Source organism: Paenibacillus herberti (assembly GCF_002233675.1).
In the GTDB taxonomy this organism is placed as follows: Bacteria; Bacillota; Bacilli; order Paenibacillales; family Paenibacillaceae; genus Paenibacillus_O; species Paenibacillus_O herberti.
The window spans coordinates 1-22,410 of sequence record NZ_NMUQ01000002.1 but is presented as its reverse complement, the minus strand read 5'-3'; the positions used below and the strand labels follow the sequence as shown (position 1 = coordinate 22,410).

Below are 22,410 nucleotides of genomic sequence, written 5' to 3'. Positions count from 1 at the left end.
GCTAGAGGAGGAAGCAGACGTGTGTGCGAGGGGACAGCAACGAATCCTAGTCCTGACCGGAACGCTGGGAGAGGGTCATAACCAGGCAGCGCGCGCGATTGCGGAGGCAGCAGCAGGAGCTGCCCCGGACGCCGAGGTACGGGTTGTGGATTATATGAAATGGACGCATCCCAAGCTCCATTCGGTCAGCAGGTTCTGCTACATGCAGGGAATCAAGGGGTTACCATTGGTATACGGCTATCTGTACCGTGCGACCAGAGAGGAGAATCGCTTATCCTCGCTGTTCAAGCAGCTCAGAACCTTCCGCACGCAGCGGATGCTGCAGCTGCTGGAGGAGATGCAGCCAACGGTCGTTGTGAGTACCTTTCCGGCAGCAGCTGCAGCGATGTCCTACCTGAAACAGAATTGGCTTACCAGTGTACCGTCTGTAACCGTGCTGACCGATTACGCGCGTCACAGCTACTGGATCCATCCTGGCACCGATCGTTATATCGTTGGGGCGGAGCCGCTTCGTCAGGCTTTGATCGCGCAAGGCGTGTCACCGGGACGAGTGGTAGCAACGGGAATTCCCGTGCGGTCCCAATTCGGCAAGGCCTACGATCGTAAGGCGCTGTGCCGCAAGCATGGGCTGGATGAGTCCTTGCCCGCGATTTTGGTCATGGGCGGTGGGGATGGACTGATCGGGCGCAGCATTATGCGTTTGTTGGAGGAGTCGTCGGTATTGCCAAGAGCCCAGTTCATCATCGTATGTGGCCATAACGACCGCTTGCGCCGCCAGCTGCAGGAACGTCTGGCAGGGATCGAGGGCCATCATCGCGTGCTGCTGACAGGCTACGTGCCTTACGTGCACGAACTGATGGCGGCTGCGGATGTCATGGTGACTAAGCCGGGCGGACTTACCGTGTCCGAGGCGCTTTCACAGGAGCTGCCGATGATTTTGTTCAAGCCGATTCCAGGCCAAGAACAAGAAAACTCCGCTTATCTGGCGGGACTAGGCGCCGCTTTGGAAGCAGGCAGCCGCAATGAGCTGCTGGAGCGGCTACGCCAGGTGTTAGCCCATTCCTCGTTGCGCGCGCGGTTGCGTCGCAACGCGGCCCGGCACAAACCCGTAGAGGGTGCCCGCCGTGCGCTGCAAGCGATTCTGGAGCTGCATGCGACAGGCGGCGGAGCAGTGGTGCAGGTACAGGTCGCTGTAGCATCTCCTGCTGCGGCTGTGGTGGGTGACGCAGTAACAGTGGCAGCAGCCGCGGTTGCAGCGGCGAGCGGAGCCGCAGTGCTGCGAGCACCGCGCAGCCAGCCTGAAACGGCCAATGTTTTGCCTTTTTAAAAAGTCGATCCCATGTGGTCGACTTTTTTTTGTCTTTTTTTAGCGTAATTTTACTGTCGATTAAACCTACTTAATCTTCCAGATATAAAATAATATTTGACAGACTTTTTACCCACTTGGATGCAATTACCCATAACAATAGGACTAGTAGATCAGAATAATGATGGGTTCTCTCGACAAAAAGCGGGCTTCATACCATGAAGTCAATAGGACCAATGTGCAAAAAAGAGTAGGATATGCTACTTAGATCATATTGACTAGGTTCCTATGATCATTTTATAATTGCCGTGTACAAATGTTGGTAATTGTAGATTTTTACTGGAATAATGATAATGCCGTCGAGAAGGAGCCGGATGCATGGTATATGATGGGATCCTGCTAGGGCTAATTGTAGGGTTTATCCGGGCTGGTTGGAAAAATGGTCTGATTGCTCTATCAAACATCCAGATTCGATATGGATGGGTTTTCCCGGTTTTGTTGCTTGTCCAATTCGGTTTGTTTTTTTTACAGGAAAAGTTTACTTTCTTTGCCCAATTCAACGGTTACTTTTATATCGTCATCTATGTAACGGGGATTTCGCTCTTATGGCTCAACCGTCATCAACAAGGACTGGGTATCATTCTTGTTGGCGTGCTGCTCAATTTCGCCGTAATGCTGGCAAATGGTGGACGGATGCCGGTTGCTTTGGAGGCGGCCGCTGTACTTGATCCGATTTATACAGAAATGCTCAAGAGTGGGGATGCAGTAACCAAGCACTTCTTAATGAACGAATCCACTCGGCTTTCCTTCTTAGGAGATATTATCCCGTTGGGTCCCCCGTATCCTCGAAGCCAGGCCATCAGCATTGGGGATGTTGTTATTAATGTAGGAGTGTTTCTATATTTGTTTCAATTATTGTCCAAGCCTAAAAAAGATGAATCCGCTGCTTTATCAGAACAGGCAGTGTAGATTTATACTTATAGGAAAGGAGGTGAGCAGAAATGAAAAAGGTTAATGTTAAAATTATTCTTTTTAATCTTGCTATCCTTGGTTCCGTAGCAGTCGCTCTGACTTCAGGGTTTAGAGTAGGTTAAGGATATCCGAACGGTTAGGAGTCGGAAGAGAATTCTTCTGATTCCTTTTTTATATTTATATGGGGGAGAATGACATGCGCGGTCACCAACGGTTAACACTAGTCCTTAAACCAAAGGAATGGCTAGTGGTAGCAATTTGCTTTCTGGGCACGTTGCTGTTCATATCCTTTTTTTGGCCTGATGGTTTTTCGCTAGCTCGTAAAGACTGGGTTATCTTTTATGCGATGGTTGCAGGAGCTATTCTCCTTGAATATTTTATGTATAAGCTACCCCCCCGAAGGCAATCACCAATCAATGGATTCTACCATATTTTTGGCATCTTTATTTATATATGGACCACAGTTTTCGCTTATGGTTCTGCTTGTCAGCACGGTCGTTATTATATTTAATCGCCATCATGTTCCTTGGTGGAAGCATTATTATAATTTCATTACATACTCATCCATGATATGTGGCGCTTATTGGGCCTTTAAACTTATGGGCGGAACATTCGGAGACTTTAAAGCCGATGAGCTATATGCATTCGTCTTAGCTCTGTTGGCCTACTTTGTTGTAAATATATCGCTTGTAGCGGCCTACTTCTTCTTGTTATACCGAAACCAATTGATTCCAATATTAGCCCTTTTCGTTCGAGAATCATTGTTTGCCTACATTGGTATCCTTTTATTTTCTCTTGTTTTGGTCATCATGATTTTGAAGACGGGGTTCTTTGGGTTGTTTTTGTTCCTGATTATTGCGGTTCTTCTTTCTCACGTTTTTAAGCAACTGTTCCTCATGTATCACGAACTCAATGACAAAGCCAACAAGGACCAACGTACCGGATTGTTTAACCACAGCTATCTGGAAGAGAAGCTGGATGAATATATTAAGCTTTATCGCGAGGAAGGCAAATCGTTCTCTTTTGCCATGCTGGATCTAGACGATTTCAAGAAATACAACGACTTGCACGGTCATCCTCAAGGGGATAAGCTACTAAGCTTCATCGGCTCCATTATCAAAGAAGAATGCCAATCCCATGAGTTCGTCTGCGCCCGTTACGGAGGCGAGGAGTTTGCCATTATCATGCCGGGACTGGACAAGAATAAGGCCCGGATGTTCATCAATCAGCTGCGCAAAAGAATCAACAACTCACCCTTTGACGGTGTTGATGTGCTGCCTCATGGCTGCATCTCCTTCTCTGCAGGCGTTATGGAAATGAACTCCGACACGTTCGAGAAATCACAGCTTGTAGGTTTTTCCGACCGCGCTATGTATATTTCAAAATCCAAAGGTAAAAATGTGGTCACGATATATGGCGAGCAGACTTATCTGCCGCAGCTATTCGAGCATGAAATCAATGAGCTTGAGCAGCAGATTCGGGTTTTCCTATCCAAGGATGTTTACACCTTCAAACACTCCAAGCGTGTTTATTCATATGCGGTAGATATGGCGGAGGTGCTCGGCCTATGCGAAGAAGAGCGGAGGATGCTCATTCTCGGTGCACTGATTCACGACATCGGCAAGCTCGAAGTGCCGCGCGAAGTGCTAAACAAGCGTGCCAAGCTGACCAGCGATGAATGGGAGCTTATTAAGAAACATGTGACGTTTGGCAAGGAATTTCTTCTGGCGACCGGCAAATACGCCGATCTTGTGCCGCTGGTGGAGCTGCATCATGAGCGTTATGACGGCAACGGTTATCCGCATGCTCTCAAGGGGACGGAGATTCCGAGGCTGGCTCGCATGCTCTGTATCATCGATTCCTTTGATGCGATGACAACCGAGCGGCCATATCAGCGCACTAAGTCCTTCCATGAAGCGCTCGATGAAATGAGACGTTGTACGGGTAGCCAGTTCGACCCCGAGCTTGTCGTTCCGTTCATCCGTTATATAGAAGGGCGTATTGAGCAAGGCGACATTCCCGAAGAGGCTTTGCAGGCGATGGAGCAGCAACAGAATCAGGAAGCATAAGCCAATAGATAGAGCCGGCTCGCTAAAGAGTCGGCTTTATTTTGTTTCTAGTAGATAGAAGGGTGCCAGGGTTGACGTTCTGTTGCTCTCGAGGAGATAATCGTAGCAATTGTAAACCTGCACGAAAGGAGGCTGAATAACGACCCATGAGCAAGCCGGACAAAGTATTGATGAAAATACAGGAAGTGGCGGAACGCCGCCGAATCGTCGGAATGGCTTGCGCTTTCCTCATTCGCGGCCGTGTCGTTTGGAAGGGGAACGTCGGCCAAGCCGACATTGAAAGAAAGCTTCCCGTCACTGACAAAACGATATTCCGCATCGCTTCCATTGCTAAAACAGTTACGGCTGTAGCTTTGCTGCAACTGGTAGAGCAAGGACGGTGTAGCCTGGATGACGATGTCGGGCGGCTGCTTGGTCTACCGCTGCGCCACCCGCTCCATCGGGAAGAGTCAATCAGGCTCCGCCATCTGATGACTCATACGAGCGGACTGCGGGATGAATACAAGGGGTTCGCCGCCGCATCACGCCAGGAGCCGATGCTTCCATTATCGGAGCTGCTAATGCCCGGAGGGGGTTGGCAGCCGACCAAGCTTTGGGGGGACAAGCCGCCGGGCGATCCGGCTGGTTATGAATACTCCAATCTCGGTGCCATTGTGATGGCGACGATTGTGGAACGACTGAGCGGCGAGCGATTCGACCGGTACTGCCGCAAACATTTGCTCTTGCCGCTTGGCATGACTGATTCAAGCTTCAATTTGGACGATATCGATGATCCCAATCGGCTGGCTGTTCTATACGAGCGGGATTCTGCCACGGGCCAGTACATAGCCGCTGCCGATGCTGGTCGGGGTGTTCGTCCTGATCAACCCGATCTTCGCGAATATGTGCCCGGTGTGAATGGCTCGCTTTTCGAGCCTCAAGGCGGACTGCGGACGACGATTACGGATCTGTCTCGCTGGCTTGAGCTGCTTGCCGGTCGGGGTGAGCGGAACGGCGTGCGCCTGCTGCAGGCGCGTACGGTTCAAGATATGCTGAGTCAGCACTGGACGCGGGAGCCGCAAGAAGGCTTTTATCGCGAGAGCGGCCTGCAGCTGCAGCGGACTCGCGATCTTTTCCCCGGACGTTTGATGGTTGGCCAAGCAGGGGATGCTTACGGTTTGCGCAGCGGGATGTACTTCGAGCCCGACACCGGCATGGGCCTTGTTTATGCGATGAACGGTCTGGACGATGCCAAGGATGGCCATGTGTTCACGGCTGCGGAGACGGAGCTTGCCGCGGCTATGACCGAGATTTTTCTCAAGAAGAAATAGGGATGGGTCTTCGCGATTTCTAGGAGTAAACATTTATACAGTTGTCGGCGATGCGCAGTCGTCGCTGAACAATAACGGCCGGAAAGGGTGGGCACGACCCACTTCCGGTACAGAGATTTTCAAAACCTAGCAAACGCGGTCATTCACCTGGCTCGCTTTTGCTGGTTTTTTTAGCGTTCTCACTCCCTCTAATCCCTCGCGAGAAATGGAGGAGATTTAGGTGTGAAGCAATTAGGGCGAGCCAACTTGAAAGGAGGGGGCTGACGAATATTGCCTCCTATATCGTGCCGGGATTGATTTCTATGTTTGTTACATGAGGAGACGCATTAGTTGCAATGCATAGGCTATGGGAAGCTGAACGGGATAAGTATAGGCTAAGGAAACTGTTTTTGACAGGAACCTGCAAGGCGCATGGCGAATTCAAGCTTTAGGGAATAAAGCTTATGAAGCTGAAGCTTATCTGGCATAGAGCATGTTGAATGCAAAGTTCATTCAGCATGAAGCATGACGAATTCAATTTTGAAGGAGGCATGGCACATGACCGAGGTAAGCTTAAAGAAAGCACGCGTCGCTGTGAACGTGGCAGGGGTATGGACTGGTCCGGGTTATGCCAGGGAGCTGGACGCTCCGGCGTTGGCATCACCGGCAGATGTGCGCGGTTGGCTCGGAAGCATGCCGTATGAGCAGCGGCTTGATCTCAGCGAGGGAAACCGACTACAAACTCAACTGCTGCTCGGTGAGCAGGTGCTCGTGGCTACGGAGCAGGATGGTTGGGCGCAGATTTACGCACCTTCTCAGCGCACGCGCAAGGAGCCGCTTGGTTACCGAGGCTGGATGCCTTTGGCTCAGTTGGTTTTTGAGCCAGCGGAAGCTTCGCTTGTGGACTTCGTCACAGCTGACGCGTTGCTTGCTGGCCCGGGTACAATTGGGGAAATACAGGTAGGCTCAAACGCTGCTGAGCTGTTGCAGATAGAATCAGATACAGCTGACGTGTTGCTGGCCGTAGTCACAGCGGAAAGCGCATGGTTGCATCGCGGTGCTATGGAAGACGACTGCGAGCCGCAGCCTTGGTTGGAGCTGAGCTTTCTCACTGCGCTCCCTGTTCTGACGGGGCAGGGAGAGTGGGTACAGGTTCAACTTCCTCAAGGAAGCAGCGGTCTGCTGCGCAACTCCGAAGTGAGTCAGCGGCGGCAGGTTCTCGGAGCTGCTGTGTCTTCTGCGAACGGACGCCATGCCGGGCGCATCATCGTCGAGGAGGCGAAGCGCTACCTCGGTCTGCCTTATCTGTGGGGTGGCGTCTCCTCTTTTGGCTATGACTGCTCGGGTCTTGTTTACAGCATGCACTTTGCTGCCGGCTTCCTCATTCCACGCGACGCTGCTGACCAGGCTCTGGAGGGAATATCTGTGGAGCGAGAAGATCTGACTCCGGGCGATCTACTGTTCTTCGCCTATGAGGAGGGTAAAGGACGCATTCATCATGTCGGCATTTATGCCGGCGGCGGGCGAATGGTTCATTCTCCACGTACAGGCCGCTGCGTTGAGCTCGTAAAGTTTGACGAAAGCTACGAACTTTACTTTGAGTATTGCGCCACACGTCGCTATTGGAGTTGAACAGGCAAGCGAATTTGCCGAAAGAAAGTCTGCAAGCACAGCCTGTAAGCACAGTCTGTAACCACAGTCTGTAAGCACAGTCTGTAAGCACAGTCTGTAAGCACAGTCTGATAGTCTGAAGTCTAGTTTTCCAGTCTGCAAACATAGTCTGCCAATCCGGCCTGGAAGGCGGGCCTGCAACCCCTGCCCAAAAGCCTATCATTCCTGCACTCAAGCTTCGACTGTCTACTGGAAGCCCGTTTTGTCGCCGATGCGACACACGGGTTTATTGTTTTGTTCCAAGGCGAAGAGGAGTAGAGCGAGGAAGTCCATTTCCATTAGCTGATATCGGATAATGAATCGTCAAAGAGTCAGAGTGGAGGAAAAGATCCGGGCAATTCGTGCGCAACGACCAAAGACTCCCCCTACAACGAAACGAACTGGACTCAAACGCGGGAGGCCGTAACGGATCTCAGAAGCGCTATTTGGCTGAATTGGATACGATTGGGATTGTAAAGAAACTGAGACGCGTTATTCCTCGTTAAAATCGAATTTTTTGGTGCACAGGGGTCGAATAAGCTCTCTCAGATTCGTTAGCTCAGAAAATGAGCCGATTTACCGATAATAACGCTTCTGAGTTCCGTTAGCATTAGGCACACCTTTGTGCGAAGCCCACGCGACTAGGCTAATACTCGGTCTGGACCTGCTCGGGATATGTACCCGCGATAACTAACTGCAATGAACCATTCAGAAGTTAGTAAACGACTACGTCCAAGTTCCATCACGAGACGAATAAGCAGCATACAGACGGATTAGCAGGAAGCATACAGACGGATAAGCAAGCATACAGTCCTTTCTTGCAGCACCCCTACACCTACATACGGAGTAGGCTGAGTACGCCCCCAACCTGCTAAGTTATTGGAGTTCCTCTGCAATCCAGCCCCTATCTATCATCTTATAACCACGCGCTACTTACATTCCAAACCCATCACTAAATAGTTTTACTTGTTGTGTACCTTGTTTCTATAGGTTTATTCTTCCATGCTAGAAGGTAGCAAAAGGATAACCCCAAGTTCAGACTGAATGGAGATGAGAGAATATGGAACCCCCAATCAACTCTGTATTGCCAAAGGCAAGAAAAATCGCCACTGAGGCGGCAAGAGAGGCAGGTGCGCTGGCGCGGGATTATTTTACGAAGGACAAGCAGATCGAGGAAAAGGGAGAGGATGGTGATCTGGTCACGATAGCGGATACGCTTGCTGAGGAGGTCATTATTAGCCATATTCTTGATGCGTTCCCGGATCATGCGATTCGCAGCGAGGAAACCGGCTGGAGAGGCGTGGAGGGAGACTGGCTGTGGTTGGTCGATCCGCTGGACGGCACGAATAACTACGCAATTGGTCTACCGGTTTACGGGGTGTCTATTACGCTTCTGTACCGCAAGGAGCCTGTACTTGGTGTCATCTGCGACTCGCATCTGGACCTGCTCTATGTTGCTGAAAAAGGAAAAGGGGCGGAGTGCAACGGCCTCCCGATTTCCATTCGGCGAAGCCCTTCAGTCCCGAAGATGACCGTTGGTTGGATTCAAGGGCATATCGTCGGCAAAGATAAACGAGTCCTAGCGTTGAAACATCATCTGGAGGGAAGTTTCAAACGTGTACTGCGCCTGTGGGCGCCTGCCATTCAGTGGTGTATGCTGGCACGCGGCGATTTGGATGCGATGGTGCTGTACAATTCGGAGGGCGACGATCTATATGCAGGTTTGCTGCTTGCTCGCGAGGCAGGCGCAGTGGTAACCGACTTTAGCGGAGAGCCTTTTGTCGGCATGAACCCCGAACCGTACCTGATCGCCTCTCATCCGGACCATATCCAGGAGCTAATTAGTCTAGTTGAGCAGGGTCTGTCCGCTACATAATGACTTCACCGATCAACTTTTTCTCTGACATCCTTCGCAGGAAGGTTTCTTTTTATGAAACTTTTACGGTTTTGGAGCGAACGTTTACCGCAATTTGACTGCTCATCCTCTATTGTTGTCTCTAAAGGGTACATATGGAGGATGAGACATGATCAGAAATTCCAGAACTCGTTCAAAAGCTGAGGAAGATGACCCCCGATTGTTCGTAAAAAAACGCCTCACGGCTGTGCCAGCTCTCACTGTATCCGTTTTATCTGTCCGAGCTCTTTCTATGCAACTGGAAGCTGCAAAAAGAGAGGCCACAATACTCTCGGCTACTGCCACGCCTATTGCAAAGCCTACTGCCATGCGTCCGACCGCTCCAACGCTCAAGCCGTCAGCCACACTCTCGGTTACGCCTTCGACTGTGGCCCGGGCCAAGCCTCCGACCGTGCGACCAACCACGCCATCGGTCACGCCTCCAGCGACCACGTCTCCGGCTGCGCCCGAGGCGCAGTCATCTGAGATGCTGCCGCTCACAGGCATGCAGATTTATTTGCTGGACCGCTATCATGGAATTGGAACTGATCGACAGCTCTGTCGTTATGCTGTACTGCAGCTGAGCTGCGGAGTTTACGACGGGTGGAGCGAGGAGCTTGTCGCCGTAGGCGGGGAGCCCTTTGATTTAATTCGCTGGGCATGCTGTCTACAGCCGCTGCGCCGGATGACGATGGAGCAGGCCTGGCAAACGGCGTGGAAATACCGAAGCCGATGGGGCGAGGCTCGCAGCCATTTGGTGCTGTCGGCGTTGTTGGAGCTGGAGAGTAGGCTGGATAAAACACACCAATTCGAAACAGTTGATCAACGCCGGGCATTCGATAGGCAGCCTGACTGGCTGAATCGGCTCCCGAGCGAGCCTAATTCAGAAGAGCTCTTTAATCGAGCGACGGCCTATTTTGATATATTATAAACATGCTTGTATAGCTGCTCGTAGGCTTGCTTTCATAATCGCTAATAATCCCGCTCATAGTACCACTAGAAATAGCCTTGACCTTAAAGGAGATGTGGCGAACATGCGATCTGAAAAGGAAATGATGGAGCTATTCCTGGAAACTGCCCGCACCGATGACCGCATCAGGGCTGCTACACTCGAAGGCTCACGAACGAATCCGAACGTGCCGCGCGATCTGTTTCAGGATTACGATATCAGCTACCTGGTGTCGGAGTTGGAGTCTTTCAAGGCTGATTCCAGCTGGATCGACCGCTTTGGAGCGAGACTGCTGCTGCAAACACCGGAGGCGATGGAGCTTTTCCCGGCTGAGCTTGGACGGCGTTTTTCTTATCTTATTTTATTCGAGGATGGCAACAAGCTGGATCTGACGCTCATTCCGGCCGATGAGGCAGAAGTTTACGTCACAGAAGACAAGCTGATGCAGGTGCTGCTCGATAAGGACGGCCTGTTCCCGAGCGTTTCTCCCTCGACGGATGAGGATTATCACGTACAGAGACCTTCGGAGGCATTTTTTAGTGATTGTCGCAACGAATTCTGGATGACATCTACTTACGTGGCAAAAGGGCTGTGGAGACGGGAAATTCTTTTTGCGCTGGACCATCTCAATGAAATTATGCGCCCGATGCTGCTGCAAATGTTAGAGTGGAAGGTCGGCTTTGAAACCGGCTTCTCGCTAAGCGTTGGCAAAAACCGCAAATACTTGGAGAGCTGCGTCTCCGCAGACATCTGGGATGGGCTGATGCAGACGTATCCGGGCTCCTCCTACGTAGAAATTTGGGAGGCGTTGTTCGCGGCCGCCAAGCTGTTCCGTGAGACCGGGGAGGAGGTAGCTCGGCATCTTGGATGCCTTTATCCCACTAGTGAGGATGAGCGGATGACCGAGTATCTTCATCAAGTGATGGAGCTTCCCCGGGAGGCGCAAACGTTCCCCCGTTAGTTCCTCTAGTCCATCTTATGTCCATCTTATAGATGCTGCTGACCGCCGTAGCCCACTCCCCAAAAAGAAGAGGGAATCCAGTCGGCTCTAGCCGATGGACTTCCTCTTCTTCATTAATCTCTTAATCCTTAATTCCCTGTGATAGGCACATCATTACGACTCCTGATCAGGGAATCAGTTCCAATTCAATCGGTTGAAGCACATAACCTGGATAATCCATGACCGTGAACGTCAGCGGCTGCGGATATTTTTTGCGAAGAATCGGATAGTACATGGATGTTTCATTGTCTTGTCTGCTTAAGCTAGTTGTAAATGTTCCATTTACCTCAGCACGAGGATGGACCGCCCCGTTAGCATCTATAAAGTTATAGGAGAGGATATTGCCGCCCCTCCGGAGTTGATCAATCTCATCTAAGCCAGTAAGAGTTATCGCAAAGGTTCTGAAGTCATCTCCATCCCTCTGGAATCTAGGATCAACGGTGCCAAGCGATAACCTGTCATCCGGCGCTTCCAACATTATATTTTTTTCTAAGTCGACCACGACCTTCTGCCCCTTCTGGAACATAAACAATCCATCGGCAAGCAGCGTCAGCCGTTTCGGTTTCTGAAAGTAGCCATTTTTGAAAAATAAACTCATTTCATCGCCGATAAAGGTGATGCCGCTAGACCATGATCGGCCGGAGTCATCCTGCAGCCTGAGATTAACGAAGCCTGGGATCTCCTTCGTATTGGTTTTATCTTTTCGAACGATGAGCTCCAGAATTAACGGGGATTGGCGGGCTCTTACGACATGTAGCTTCTGCCCGTCAATCTCGATCGTTTGGTTAATCTCATAGTTGCGCATCATGCCTGCAAAGCGATCTAGATCAATTACGAGATCGAACTCTAGCGTTGTTCCATTCTGCAAAGCCAGAAACCGGACTTTAGAAGGCATTTTTTCTCCATGGTCTAGAAGGAGATCAATGTAATCTTCATTCCCGCTAGATTGCAACTGTGCATTATCCGTAAAGACATGATCGGTGGTTAGAGCGCCACCCAAGCTTTTGCCGTGTTCGTCGTAGAGATCGAAGCGAAGACCGCCATCATAACCACCGCTCATATTCGTACTGTAAAAAATAACGAGCCGCCGATCATCGGCGATCAGTGCTTCGACGGTCAGTCGTTTGCCCTCTTTCTCCACGGTTTGACCGACTGGCTGCAACAGGTCTTGATCGATGGAACTGAGAAGTGCCGTGTCCTCGTTGATCAGCTTGAGAAAAATGCCCAGGCTCGGAATGCGCTGCAGCGCCTCGGCAAAGGCGGGGGAAACTTTGGCTGCTCCAGCCGTCGCGACTAAAAGGCAGATGAGCGCAGCTGCAATTCCGAGGCTGAGCCGTTTGCGGCGGCGAGGCACGAATTGACGTTTGCCCCGCTCCAGGCCGGAGCGGATGGCCACTTTAAGCCGTTCGTCATCAATTGGTTGAACGGCGGTGTTAACTTCGTTTTCCATGCTGCTCCTCCTTTCTCGGCGCGGGTGCCGGGAGCTGCCCTCGCAGCTGCTTCAGTGCTTTGTGGAGCCAGGTTTTGACTGTGCCGGGCGGCTTCTCCAGCGCTGCTGCAATATCCATAAGTGTCATGTCTCGTCCGTACTTGAGCTGGATGACCTCCCGATAGGGAGGCTCCAAGGATTCGATCAGCGCATCCATGTCTAGCCGTCCGGCTATTTGCTCCGCTTCGTCCATGCTGCCCTTTGCGCCGAAGCGCTCCGCTCCTAACTGCTCCAGTTGCTCGTCGACGCGGCCATATGCAGGCTGGCGTTTGCGCCGGGATAGCTCATCCGTGCAAACACGGAGCAGGATCCGCACGAGCCAAGTGCTCATGAACTCCGGTTGGCGCAAATCGCGCCGTTTGAGCCAGGCGCGGCACACCGTCTCTTGAATCGCTTCGAGAACGTCGGACTCATTATGCAGACAAGCGGCCGCGATTCGGCTCATGCGATGCCGCTCCGCATCCATTAATGCGAGGAAGGCTTCCTCGTCGCCCCTTACTGCTTTGGCAGCCAGCTTCATTTTGTCGATAGGCTCCAGGTTGTCCATAGACTCTCCTTTGCTTGCTGCTGAAATGATTCGCTAAAAATGTTTAAAATTCCCATCACCTATTAGACCCGCGACGGGCAGAAACGGTTTTCTTCAGAAGAATTTTCTGTTAACTTTTCCGGAACCATTTTCCATTTCTGATGAGAGTTTATTCATAGAAACACCTTCATGCTGGCCCTAATCGCCCGGCCTTTGTTATACTATCCTCGAATCTAGCAAATACTGCTAACAATAGAGTCTAGCAGATCGGGAGCTGTCCCTGTAGCTGGGAGGAAGGAGCACGGGAACATGAAACTGGTCATAGAGCCGGACGCGGCGCGCTGGTATAAGCAGGAGCTAGGGTTAGTCGAGGGCGATCAGCTACGCGTCTTCGTGCGTCTGGGAGGATGCGGTAGCGTGCAGCCAGGATTATCCCTCGGCATCATGAAGGATGAATCGAGATCCCCGGGGCTCCGGGAAGTGGCGGAAGGACTGGTCTTTTTCATGGAAGAGGATCAGTTATGGTATCTGGACGGCAAGGAGCTTCATCTCATTTACGACGCCTTGGAGCAGGAAGCGGTGCTTGAGGTTCGCGGATAAGCGAGAAGGAGGACAGGAATGATTCGTAAAATATCACTGTTGCTGTTGGCGGCTATGCTGTTGCTTCCTGCTTGGCAGGATCGTCCGGCGGCTGAAGCCGCTGCGGCAAGCTACAAGGTTGGGACCAAATCGCTCGCAGTATATAAGGATGCGGACAGCCGTTCGACCGTAAAGGGTTATTTGAAGCAAGGGACAGTTGTGCAAGTGTCGGACGAAAAGTATGGTTGGGCTCAAGTTAGCGGAAACGGCATTAAGGGATGGGCGGCCGCGCATTATCTCGTAGAAGCTTCCTCTTCCGGTAATAAAGGCGGAGCAGAGAATTTAAAACAGACGTCGACCGAAGTATGGAACGAGGTTTCCGGCAGCGGAGTCCGACTACGCAGCGGTCCAGGCGCCGGCTACGCCGTCATTGGAAGCGTGTCGACCGGAGACCTGGTAAAACGGCTCAAAAAGCAAGGGAATTGGAGCCGCGTTACAACTGAGTCCGGCCAGACCGGGTGGATGAGCAGTCAGTATGTGGGCAGCAGCGTTTCGAAGAGTTCCGGCAAAGGCCTCGGCCCGACAGCTGCCTCCTCTTCACGAGGCAGTTTGCAGGGTAAGCTCATTGCCGTTGACCCGGGGCATGGAGGCAGCGATCCAGGTATGATCGGCAAGACGCATAGCACGGAGGAAAAGGATCTCACGCTCAGCACTTCGCTGCTGCTGGTCGAAGAGCTGCGCGAGCGCGGCGCGAGTGTGGTGATGACGCGAAACGAGGACGATGAGAAGCCAGCCTTGTCCGAACGGGTCAAGACGGCCGTTGCGGCAGACGCCTTCATCAGCGTTCACTATAATTCCGCGACCAACAAGGCTAGCGGCTCGCTCGTGTTTTATTACTCCAAAAGCAAAGACGCTCCGCTAGCACGAGCGGTGGAAACGGAGCTGCAGGGGCTGAGCCTGCGCAGCAATGGCATCGCCTTCGGCGACTATCATGTGCTGCGGGAGAACCGCCTGCCATCGGTTCTGGTGGAGCTGGGTTTCCTGAGCAACAAGAAGGACGAGGAAGAAGTGCGCAACTCCAGCTATCAGCGGTCTGCGGCTAGAGCAATCGCGGAGGGGCTGCAAAATTATTTTTCCCGGCAGTCTGACTGATACGTATTACTCGGGTGGTAGAGATACCGTCCGACGTTAATTAAAGGATGCTTGAGGGAAAGAAGGAAATTCGGCATGATCTACATCATACTGGGGCTTCAAGTCATCATCCTGGCTGGACTTGCGCTGCTGCTTATGAACCGGCGCGGCGACGGCCGAGGCTCGCAGGCGGTATTGGTGCTTGAGCTGCGGGCTGAGTTGGATCGGCTGCGCGGCGAGCTGCGCAGGGACAGCGCCGAACAGGCTGGTCAGACCCGCCAAGAGGCGGCGGCCTCAGATCGGCAGAGCCGTGAGGAGCTTGCGGCGGCGCTGAACGCGACGAACCGTATGCTGATGGGCAATATGAACGATATGGCGCAGCAGCAGAAACATCTGCTGGATCATTTCTCTGAGCGACTTGGTGAGCTGGCACGGGTAAATGAGACGAAGCTGGAGCTGATGCGCGGCACGGTAGAGGAGAAGTTGCGCCAGATGCAAGAGGACAATGGCATCAAGCTGGAGCAGATGCGTGCAACGGTGGACGAGAAGCTGCATGCAACGCTGGAGCAGCGGCTCGGTGAGTCGTTCAAGCTAGTTAGCGAGCGGTTAGAACTGGTGCATCAGGGACTTGGCGAGATGAAAAATCTGGCCAGCGGCGTCGGTGACCTGCGCAAGGTGTTGACTAACGTCAAAACGCGCGGCACGCTCGGCGAAATCCAGCTCGGCAACTTGCTGGAGCAGACGCTGACTGTGGAGCAGTACGAGCGCAACGCCGCTACGAAGCGCGGCAGCAGCGAACGGGTAGAATTTGCAGTCCGCATTCCCGACAAGCATAATCCCAAGCAGTGGCTGTATCTTCCGATCGACTCGAAGTTCCCGATTGAAGACTATCAGCGGCTGCTGGACGCCTTGGACGCGGATGATCACGCTGCTGCGGCCGATTGCTCGAAACAGTTGGATACACGCATCAAGCAAGAGGCGAAGAGCATCCAGAGCAAGTACATCGATCCGCCGAATACAACCGACTTCGGTATTATGTTCTTGCCGGTGGAGGGACTGTTCGCCGAGGTGCTGCGGCGGCCTGGCCTATGGGAGCAGGTACAGCGCGAGTATCGGGTCATTATTGCAGGGCCGACTACGCTGACTGCGGTGCTGAACAGTCTGCAGATGGGCTTCCAGACGCTGGCGATCCAGCAGCGGTCCAGCGAGGTATGGCAGGTACTCGGCGCGGTGAAGACGGAGTTTGGCAAGTTCGGTGAGCTGCTGGACAAAACACAGAAAAAGCTGCAGGAAGCCAGCAACTCTATCGATGCTGCTTCGGTTCGCTCTCGCGCAATCGAGCGCAAGCTGCGCAAGGTGCAGGAGCTGCCGGCTGGCGAGACGCCAGATTTGCTGCTGGAAGCAGCTGGAGACTAAGGTCGGCGGCAGACGGAAGGAGCAGCAGTATTGGCTGGCATTGTGAATTTGCTCGCGACGGGATACCGAGCGCATGAGCTGAATATTTTTTCGCAGAAGCATGAGGCGATTCCTTTCATCAAGGCGGCAGTGACGAGTCGGCTCGTGCCGCTGCTGGACGACGGACTGGAATGGCTGTTATCGCCGGGGGCAATCGGTTTTGATCTATGGGCGGTAGAAGCAGCACTGGAGCTGAAGCGGGATTATCCGCAGCTTAAAATATCGATCCTGACCGCCTATGCCAATGTGGATGAGAAATGGAAAGAAGACCGCAAGCTCTATTATGAAGGGCTGCTGCGCCAAGTAGACCACCATGCCAGCGTCAGCAAGCAGCCTTATGAGGGCGTTTGGCAGTTGACTGCCCGCGATAGCCTGCTCGTCCGCAAAAGCGATGCCATGCTGCTGTTCTACGACGAGGAGATGGGCGAGGGAAGTCCCCGCTACTTCAAAGAGCGAGCGCTGCGACGTCAGCAGGATGGAGACGACTACCCGCTGCTGACGATTTCGGCGGAGAGCATTCAGAGCATCGCCGACGAGGCGCGATTGGCTGACTGAGGCGGCGCGAATTGCGCTGTCCATCTTTACAAAGCTAAGGCCGGAGGGATAAGCGCATATGCGCTCGCCCCTCCGGCCTTTTGCTGCTGCTCGTTTATCTCCTCGTCAAAACGTTCTCCTGCAACACTTCGAACTTATCTCCATACGTACGGGTCAAATGACAGTCTCCCCATTTGCATAGAGCTGTCAGTATACCGTCCAAAGTCCAGCCATACTCCGTCAGCTCGTACTCTACTTTGGGAGGCATCTGATTGTATACAATCCGCCTCAAGATGCCATCCCGCTCCAGCTCGCGAAGCTGTTGAGTGAGCATTTTCTGTGTAATATGCGGCATTAGGTTGAGAAAGTCGCAGCTGCGCTTTTTGCCTTTAGTCAAATGGCAGAGGATGACGGTTTTCCATTTCCCACCGATGACGTCCAGCGTCGCCTCCACGGCGATATTATATTTTTTGGATTCCATTGTTATTGCCTCCAAGCGCTCCATAGATTGGCCTATCGAGCAAAAAATGCGTGATATTCGAATTGTGAGTATAGCTCCATAATAGCATTCGCCGGCCCAATTCGAAATACACCTTGAATTAACATGGCGCATAACTTAGGCTAGCGGCTATTTCAGCAGAGATGAAGGTGCTCATACGGTGCTCGACATATTGAATTCTGACTGTCCACCTTATGCCGGTTGGCATTACAAGGTTAGTACGGAACTTTCGACGGAACGAGGATTTGCAGGAGAGCTCGGTGGACTTCGCCCGGGCTGGCGCACTGGCTGGCGCAATGAAAGCGCCAAAGGATCGGGAAAGCCGATTAAAGATGCCTCCCAGGCTGGTTTCGCTCTCAAGCCCTCTCTCCAATTACCGTCAACAGCTCTCGCCAAATACGTCCCAAAAGAGCTCGTCCATGCGGAAGCTCTTAGTCCTGTTTCGCTTCAAATTGTGTTCAGCAAGCCGCTTGCCGCTGATGAGCTTGAGGCAGTAGCCGCAAGGGTCTATTTCAAGATTAGCGGTGGGTTAGTGGTAACAGGAAGTCCGGTGCTCAAAACTGGTTCCAGAGCGGCTTACATCGTGCCAACCTCACTACAGAAGCCGGGTACGCGTTATGCCTGCTCTTTTCGGGGCGGTGACAAGCTGGGCTTTCGGGCAGGTGTTGACCGACTCTTTTTTCGCCAGGCTGTTCAGACAGCTTCTGATACAGTGGAGCTGCGCAGCTCGCTTGTTGACGGCGTATTTGACTATGCCATAGTTACGATCGCCGATAGAGGTGAGCCAACTCCAGGTGGTGGTTTTGAGCTTAGCTCTGACAATGTGCATGATGGGCGCTATTTCCAGATTGTCCCGCCGCTCGACGGTCTATCCATTGGGATCGTACCAGATAACGGCAAGCCACTTGAGGCGCACTACGTTTCAGGTACTCAGCTGTTAAAAGGAAAACAAGCACCGCGCTTTCGACTACCCACCGGCTATGCCTTCACCCCCGGCCAGCGTTATACCATACGCTCCGATTGGGCCCGAATTGGGCAGGATGCCTTTACCGCTTCTGCGGCGTACCCCTCGAACCCGTCGCTCTCACTCCGCTCGTTGCGCGCGGTGGGCTCTGGCCAGCTGGAGATTCGCTTCTCTCGTGAGCCTAATGGCGAACAGCTGGTGGGGCGGCGGCTGGAGCTGCGCGGAACAGGTGGCGGCAAAGCATTCACTGCGCTATATCGCATCGGCAGCACTTCGGGAAATTATGCGGTGTTCGAGCTGGCAGATGGAGTCGTGCTGGAACCAGGGGCTTCTTATTCCATTTCTCCACTAGGTTATTGGCTGAGTAGTAAAGAAAATATGCGGCTGCAAATGCCTGCCGTTAGACTGCCCGCCGTATTGTCGACGGCCAAGTATAACTTGCGGGCGGGGCGGTAGTTTTAGCTTTTAGCCTTCTCAGCATGACGATGGTAGGCAAAACAAAGCCAGGCCTCGGAATCAATTGAACTGCACCTTCAATTGTTAGACATCATCTAACAATTGAAGATGAAGCTCACGATCCAGAGCCTGGCTATTCGTTCAGCTATATCGAGATTTTGTTGGTTTTGTCCGCCCTTTTTCACTGGCTCGCTTTAGCGGGCGTTTGGTTGAAGGAGTACTTTTTTTGTTTTGGCTACGGTTGCCTTTTCGGCTAGGGTGTTTCCCTCGTATTTGATCGGTTACTGCTCTAAGCGGGCTCGCGCCAGCGCCTTGGTTATTCGCCGGCTGAGATCCGCCTACCGCTTGTTGCTCAGCGGGGGCCCTGCCTGCAACTTCCCGTTCTGACCCTGTCGTCAGCAATGGATTGAGCGGCCCCGGATATAGAAACGGTTCATCTTTACCACTGAATAAGGGGAAGCGAAGAGTTGCGGCATATGCGGGCTCCTCCATCGGCTGTGCGGCGAGCCACAACACTTCATCCTCCGGGATAGGTTGCTTAATTACGATAAGATGCATCATGAAGTGATGAGCGACATTCATCTGGCTTTGCCGTAGCAGAGAAAGCTCATGCGGTTCATATAATCCCTCGTATTGAGGGAAATAGAAAAACTCCAACCGGACCAATCGAAGATCTGGAACTATCCTATTAGACTGATCCGGGAAGCCTGTATATTCGCCGAGGTCGTTGTGAACGTTAGGCGACAGGGACCAGCTTTTTTCAGCTGCAAAGTGATATTCGTCTGGATCGACATAACACACCGGGTGGGGCGTCCAATAACGGGGTGACTGCTCGCTCAGCAGCTGACGGTAATGAGGGTTGGCCAAATGAACAGAAGCATGCGCGTATGGAGCAGTGATACAGACGATGGCTCCATGTCGGCAGACTCGATGAATTTCTTGGATTAAGCGCTCTTGGTCGGCTGCGTACTGCAGACTATTGGAGGCTATTACAAAATCTACGGAATTATCGTCAATCGGCCATGGATTATCAAAGTCATGTACAAGATCGACTCCTAGCATCGGCAGTTTGTCAACGCCCGTGCAACCGGGATGTTTTGCAGCCCCGCAGCCCAGATCTATCCTCACATCATCTCATCCTTCGCAAAAACGGGTTCATACAGTCTATTCCAGCTGCACTCGGCCCGTTTATGCGTTTGTCCAATCTCGGGTTGCCTGTGGGCTACCGCCGCACAACCCTTTGCCTACTCCTCTGAATTTGAAAGCGAGTAGAAGAAATTGTAGCCCATTTGCTCCGGCCGTGTCCTTTTGCCATGCTTGCTTACGAATTGCATCAAGTATTCAACGAGTTCAGCCTCTTCTTCCGGCGTCATGTAGAGATCGCTATTGATCAGAGTGCCGACTCGCGTTTTATCGGAAACTTGATTCTGCATATACTTCTTCTTGCTGTCATCAAACAAGCGGGCGACAAGCTTTTGGGATTCGGAAGCAAACATTGTCTTAATCGATTCATCCACATCATCCCGGTTTATATGCACGCTGCCTTCGAAAGCAATGTAATATTTGGCCGTAATACCGTTGATCAATTTGGTCTCTATAAGTTCAAGCAGTCCGATGCTTTCAAGCTTGCGCGCGTGGTAATAAACCTTGGCAGGAACCTCTCCCATCAGATCGGCGATTTGCTTAATTGTAGAAGGTCGTTCGGCCTTGTGAAATTGATTCATAATTTTCATACGGTAAGGATCAGAGAAGATGCGGATCTCCTCAATTGTCTTGAGTACCTTCGTTTCGATAGTGGCCACTCCTGTCTGCCTGCAGATGTAGGGACTAGCCCCAGTATACTATATTTTCATAAAATTCTTCCGCGTCATTAGAAAGAGGGCGGGAGCAAACATCATTAGGCCAGCGGCTAAATAAAGCGTCTGAACTGGAATGAAGCTGCCAACCGCGCCTACGGTCAAGGAGCCAATTGGGATAAATAAGAAGGCGATCATGGAGGAAAGAGAACTTACTCTGCCGAGCATCGCATGAGGCGTGACCTCCATGATATAGGTAGATAAGGGCGTGTTGATGAAAGGAATGGCAAACCCGCTTATAAAGGCTGCGAATCCCGCAACGACAAGCGGCTGCCATGTTAGTAGAGTGGGAACGTAGTATAACGCTTGACCTGTTCCAAGCAGCATACAGCCTATAACAACGAGGGAGCTTTTTCGGAACTTGGAGCCCCATGCGCTTAGTCCCAGACTGCTAAGAATGATTGCGGACATGAGCGATATTCCCAGAGTACTCAAGGTGATCGGGCCGGAATGAAGGACCTCTTCCACGTAAACGACATTCATAACGTTCATTGGTGTTAGACATAAATTGAGTACGGCTCCTGTGAGCAAGGTGTAGAGGATAAGAGTTTGAGATCGGACAAAAGACAGCCCATGTTTGAGCTCCTTCCAGAAATCACGGTCTGGAGTTGTGGTTGCCTTACCCTGATCAGCATCAGTTTCATCCAGAGGCTCTCCATTAGGGATGCGAAGTAAAAGAAGGAGGAGGGCAGAAAGGTAAAACGTTATCGAATCTACTAGAATGGCGCCGGATAATCCTATCCAAGAAATTATGCCACCCGCTACGGCAAGGCCAGCCAGCTCGGATATACGGGACACGGATGTACTGAGAGAATTGCCGCTAAGCAGCAGAGGTTTAGGTAGAAGGCGCGGGACAAGCGATGTTTCAGCCGGGCTCGAAAAGCATTCCAAGGTGGAATTCAAGAAGGTGAACAGGAACAGATGCCATGTTTGAAGCCAACCCTTCCATAGCAAAAAGGCAGTCAGTGCAACGATTGTGCCTCTCATGGCATAGGTGAAGAACAGGAGCTGCTTTTTTGGCAAGCGATCAACCAGGACACCAGCGAACAAGCTGAACAGAATTCCGGGAACAAAATTCAACGCAAACAGACTGCCCATAAGCATCTTGGAACCTGTAAGCTGGTAGACCATCCAGCTGTAGGCGATGGAATCAATTGAATCTCCGAATCGGGTTACCATTCTTGCGGCTAGCAGGATTAAGAAAGCTTTCTGGAATCTTAAAGCACGCATAGGGGAAGCGGGTATTGTTTGTGCTTGTGCTTGGGCCGCGGGGATATTCACAAAAAACCTCCATTCGTATAGGAAGCTAATTCAATACTGAATTCATTCAAATTAACTTAACGTTAAATATAATTTAATGTTTAATAATTTTTAACGCAAGCCCTATTTTTGTTTGCTTGTCCCACCCGTCAGATCATGTCCTCAATTAATACCGCCCCATATGCTTTCTGGGTTTGAGGTGTAACGGTTATGCCTAACTCATTGCAATGGTGGAGGATGGAGCTGCTGTTCATGCTTAATCCGAATGTTTTAGGGGCAGTAGATACATAACTTTATCCTTAATTTAAATGCATATAATGAAGAAACAGGTTTAAACACTAGTTAAAAAGGCTATTTGCGAAAAAAAATCAACTTTTTTATAAAAAAGGGTTGCGCAATCTCAAATATATATGGTATATTCTAATTCCGGCCGAGAGATACACGGTTGGGACGCAAGAAACGGACGAGCTGTCCGGTAAGCGTCGAAACGAATTTGTTCTTTGAAAACTGAACAACGAGTGAAGCAAGTCAA

Annotated in this window: 19 protein-coding genes; 13 read left to right on the top strand and 6 right to left on the bottom strand. The window is 51.7% G+C overall.

All coding sequences use genetic code 11. The features are described 5' to 3' along the window. Window positions 1–19 precede the first annotated feature (19 nt). From CGZ75_RS12740 to CGZ75_RS12705, 8 genes are all read left to right on the top strand, one after another. Window positions 20–1,327, top strand: a complete 1,308-nt coding sequence (locus CGZ75_RS12740; protein WP_176444821.1) for an MGDG synthase family glycosyltransferase — start codon at window positions 20–22, stop codon at window positions 1,325–1,327. Between the two features lie 357 nt (window positions 1,328–1,684). Continuing rightward, window positions 1,685–2,275, top strand: coding sequence for a DUF5317 domain-containing protein (locus tag CGZ75_RS12735; protein ID WP_089524705.1), 591 nt, complete (start codon window positions 1,685–1,687; stop codon window positions 2,273–2,275). Between the two features lie 899 nt (window positions 2,276–3,174). Then, complete coding sequence (locus CGZ75_RS12730) at window positions 3,175–4,347, top strand: bifunctional diguanylate cyclase/phosphohydrolase (protein WP_245850841.1); 1,173 nt, start codon at window positions 3,175–3,177, stop codon at window positions 4,345–4,347. A gap of 146 nt (window positions 4,348–4,493) precedes the next feature. Further along, on the top strand, window positions 4,494–5,657 hold the full coding sequence (locus tag CGZ75_RS12725; RefSeq protein WP_089524703.1) for a serine hydrolase domain-containing protein: 1,164 nt from the start codon (window positions 4,494–4,496) through the stop codon (window positions 5,655–5,657). A 537-nt stretch (window positions 5,658–6,194) separates the two neighbouring features. Further along, complete coding sequence (locus tag CGZ75_RS26180; protein WP_281255111.1) at window positions 6,195–7,268, top strand: C40 family peptidase; 1,074 nt, start codon at window positions 6,195–6,197, stop codon at window positions 7,266–7,268. Window positions 7,269–8,346: 1,078 nt separating this feature from the next. Next, a complete protein-coding gene (locus CGZ75_RS12715; protein ID WP_245850840.1) occupies window positions 8,347–9,162 on the top strand; it encodes an inositol monophosphatase family protein in 816 nt (271 codons plus the stop codon). Between the two features lie 148 nt (window positions 9,163–9,310). After that, window positions 9,311–10,111, top strand: coding sequence for a superantigen-like protein SSL4 (locus CGZ75_RS12710; RefSeq protein ID WP_089524702.1), 801 nt, complete (start codon window positions 9,311–9,313; stop codon window positions 10,109–10,111). A 103-nt stretch (window positions 10,112–10,214) separates the two neighbouring features. Beyond that, on the top strand, window positions 10,215–11,090 hold the full coding sequence (locus tag CGZ75_RS12705; protein WP_089524701.1) for an aminoglycoside 6-adenylyltransferase: 876 nt from the start codon (window positions 10,215–10,217) through the stop codon (window positions 11,088–11,090). Between the two features lie 166 nt (window positions 11,091–11,256). Here CGZ75_RS12705 and CGZ75_RS12700 read toward each other — a convergent pair whose 3' ends face one another. After that, complete coding sequence (locus CGZ75_RS12700) at window positions 11,257–12,579, bottom strand: DUF4179 domain-containing protein (RefSeq protein ID WP_089524700.1); 1,323 nt, start codon at window positions 12,577–12,579, stop codon at window positions 11,257–11,259. Further along, a complete protein-coding gene (locus CGZ75_RS12695) occupies window positions 12,563–13,165 on the bottom strand; it encodes a sigma-70 family RNA polymerase sigma factor (protein ID WP_245850839.1) in 603 nt (200 codons plus the stop codon). The genes CGZ75_RS12700 and CGZ75_RS12695 overlap by 17 nt, the downstream gene beginning before the upstream one ends. Window positions 13,166–13,453: 288 nt before the next feature. Here CGZ75_RS12695 and CGZ75_RS12690 point away from each other — a divergent pair, with 288 nt between their 5' ends. The 4 genes from CGZ75_RS12690 (at window position 13,454) to CGZ75_RS12675 (ending at window position 16,864) form a co-directional block, all read left to right on the top strand. Then, window positions 13,454–13,744, top strand: coding sequence for a HesB/YadR/YfhF family protein (locus CGZ75_RS12690; RefSeq protein WP_089524699.1), 291 nt, complete (start codon window positions 13,454–13,456; stop codon window positions 13,742–13,744). Window positions 13,745–13,762: 18 nt separating this feature from the next. Next, window positions 13,763–14,875, top strand: coding sequence for an N-acetylmuramoyl-L-alanine amidase family protein (locus tag CGZ75_RS12685; protein WP_089524698.1), 1,113 nt, complete (start codon window positions 13,763–13,765; stop codon window positions 14,873–14,875). A gap of 75 nt (window positions 14,876–14,950) precedes the next feature. Further along, entirely contained in the window at window positions 14,951–16,270 is a 1,320-nt protein-coding gene (locus tag CGZ75_RS12680) for a DNA recombination protein RmuC (protein WP_089524697.1), read from the top strand. A 39-nt stretch (window positions 16,271–16,309) separates the two neighbouring features. Beyond that, on the top strand, window positions 16,310–16,864 hold the full coding sequence (locus CGZ75_RS12675; protein ID WP_089525851.1) for an SLOG family protein: 555 nt from the start codon (window positions 16,310–16,312) through the stop codon (window positions 16,862–16,864). A gap of 94 nt (window positions 16,865–16,958) precedes the next feature. Here the strand turns inward: CGZ75_RS12675 and CGZ75_RS12670 are convergent, their stop codons facing one another. Continuing rightward, on the bottom strand, window positions 16,959–17,324 hold the full coding sequence (locus tag CGZ75_RS12670; RefSeq protein WP_089524696.1) for a winged helix-turn-helix transcriptional regulator: 366 nt from the start codon (window positions 17,322–17,324) through the stop codon (window positions 16,959–16,961). Between the two features lie 178 nt (window positions 17,325–17,502). Here CGZ75_RS12670 and CGZ75_RS12665 point away from each other — a divergent pair, with 178 nt between their 5' ends. Further along, window positions 17,503–18,762, top strand: coding sequence for a hypothetical protein (locus tag CGZ75_RS12665; RefSeq protein ID WP_089524695.1), 1,260 nt, complete (start codon window positions 17,503–17,505; stop codon window positions 18,760–18,762). A 141-nt stretch (window positions 18,763–18,903) separates the two neighbouring features. Here CGZ75_RS12665 and CGZ75_RS12660 read toward each other — a convergent pair whose 3' ends face one another. From CGZ75_RS12660 to CGZ75_RS12650, 3 genes are all read right to left on the bottom strand, one after another. Continuing rightward, window positions 18,904–19,890: a class I SAM-dependent methyltransferase gene (locus CGZ75_RS12660; RefSeq protein WP_089524694.1), complete on the bottom strand. Its 987-nt coding sequence runs from the start codon at window positions 19,888–19,890 to the stop codon at window positions 18,904–18,906. Between the two features lie 116 nt (window positions 19,891–20,006). After that, on the bottom strand, window positions 20,007–20,564 hold the full coding sequence (locus tag CGZ75_RS12655) for a winged helix-turn-helix domain-containing protein (protein WP_245850838.1): 558 nt from the start codon (window positions 20,562–20,564) through the stop codon (window positions 20,007–20,009). 39 nt (window positions 20,565–20,603) lie between these two features. Next, a complete protein-coding gene (locus CGZ75_RS12650) occupies window positions 20,604–21,899 on the bottom strand; it encodes an MFS transporter (protein WP_089524693.1) in 1,296 nt (431 codons plus the stop codon). Window positions 21,900–22,410 lie beyond the last annotated feature (511 nt).

Excerpts from the sequence above, each read along its gene's own strand:
- CGZ75_RS12680 (WP_089524697.1), top strand. The coding sequence starts at position 14,951 with ATGATCTACATCATACTGGGGCTTCAAGTCATCATCCTGGCTGGACTT.
- CGZ75_RS12690 (WP_089524699.1), top strand. The coding sequence starts at position 13,454 with ATGAAACTGGTCATAGAGCCGGACGCGGCGCGCTGGTATAAGCAGGAG.
- CGZ75_RS12715 (WP_245850840.1), top strand. The coding sequence starts at position 8,347 with ATGGAACCCCCAATCAACTCTGTATTGCCAAAGGCAAGAAAAATCGCC.
- CGZ75_RS12705 (WP_089524701.1), top strand. The coding sequence starts at position 10,215 with ATGCGATCTGAAAAGGAAATGATGGAGCTATTCCTGGAAACTGCCCGC.
- CGZ75_RS12710 (WP_089524702.1), top strand. The coding sequence starts at position 9,311 with ATGATCAGAAATTCCAGAACTCGTTCAAAAGCTGAGGAAGATGACCCC.
- CGZ75_RS12695 (WP_245850839.1), bottom strand. The coding sequence starts at position 13,165 with ATGGACAACCTGGAGCCTATCGACAAAATGAAGCTGGCTGCCAAAGCA.
- CGZ75_RS12670 (WP_089524696.1), bottom strand. The coding sequence starts at position 17,324 with ATGGAATCCAAAAAATATAATATCGCCGTGGAGGCGACGCTGGACGTC.
- CGZ75_RS12730 (WP_245850841.1), top strand. The coding sequence starts at position 3,175 with ATGTATCACGAACTCAATGACAAAGCCAACAAGGACCAACGTACCGGA.
- CGZ75_RS12735 (WP_089524705.1), top strand. The coding sequence starts at position 1,685 with ATGGTATATGATGGGATCCTGCTAGGGCTAATTGTAGGGTTTATCCGG.
- CGZ75_RS12700 (WP_089524700.1), bottom strand. The coding sequence starts at position 12,579 with ATGGAAAACGAAGTTAACACCGCCGTTCAACCAATTGATGACGAACGG.
- CGZ75_RS12685 (WP_089524698.1), top strand. The coding sequence starts at position 13,763 with ATGATTCGTAAAATATCACTGTTGCTGTTGGCGGCTATGCTGTTGCTT.
- CGZ75_RS12725 (WP_089524703.1), top strand. The coding sequence starts at position 4,494 with ATGAGCAAGCCGGACAAAGTATTGATGAAAATACAGGAAGTGGCGGAA.
- CGZ75_RS26180 (WP_281255111.1), top strand. The coding sequence starts at position 6,195 with ATGACCGAGGTAAGCTTAAAGAAAGCACGCGTCGCTGTGAACGTGGCA.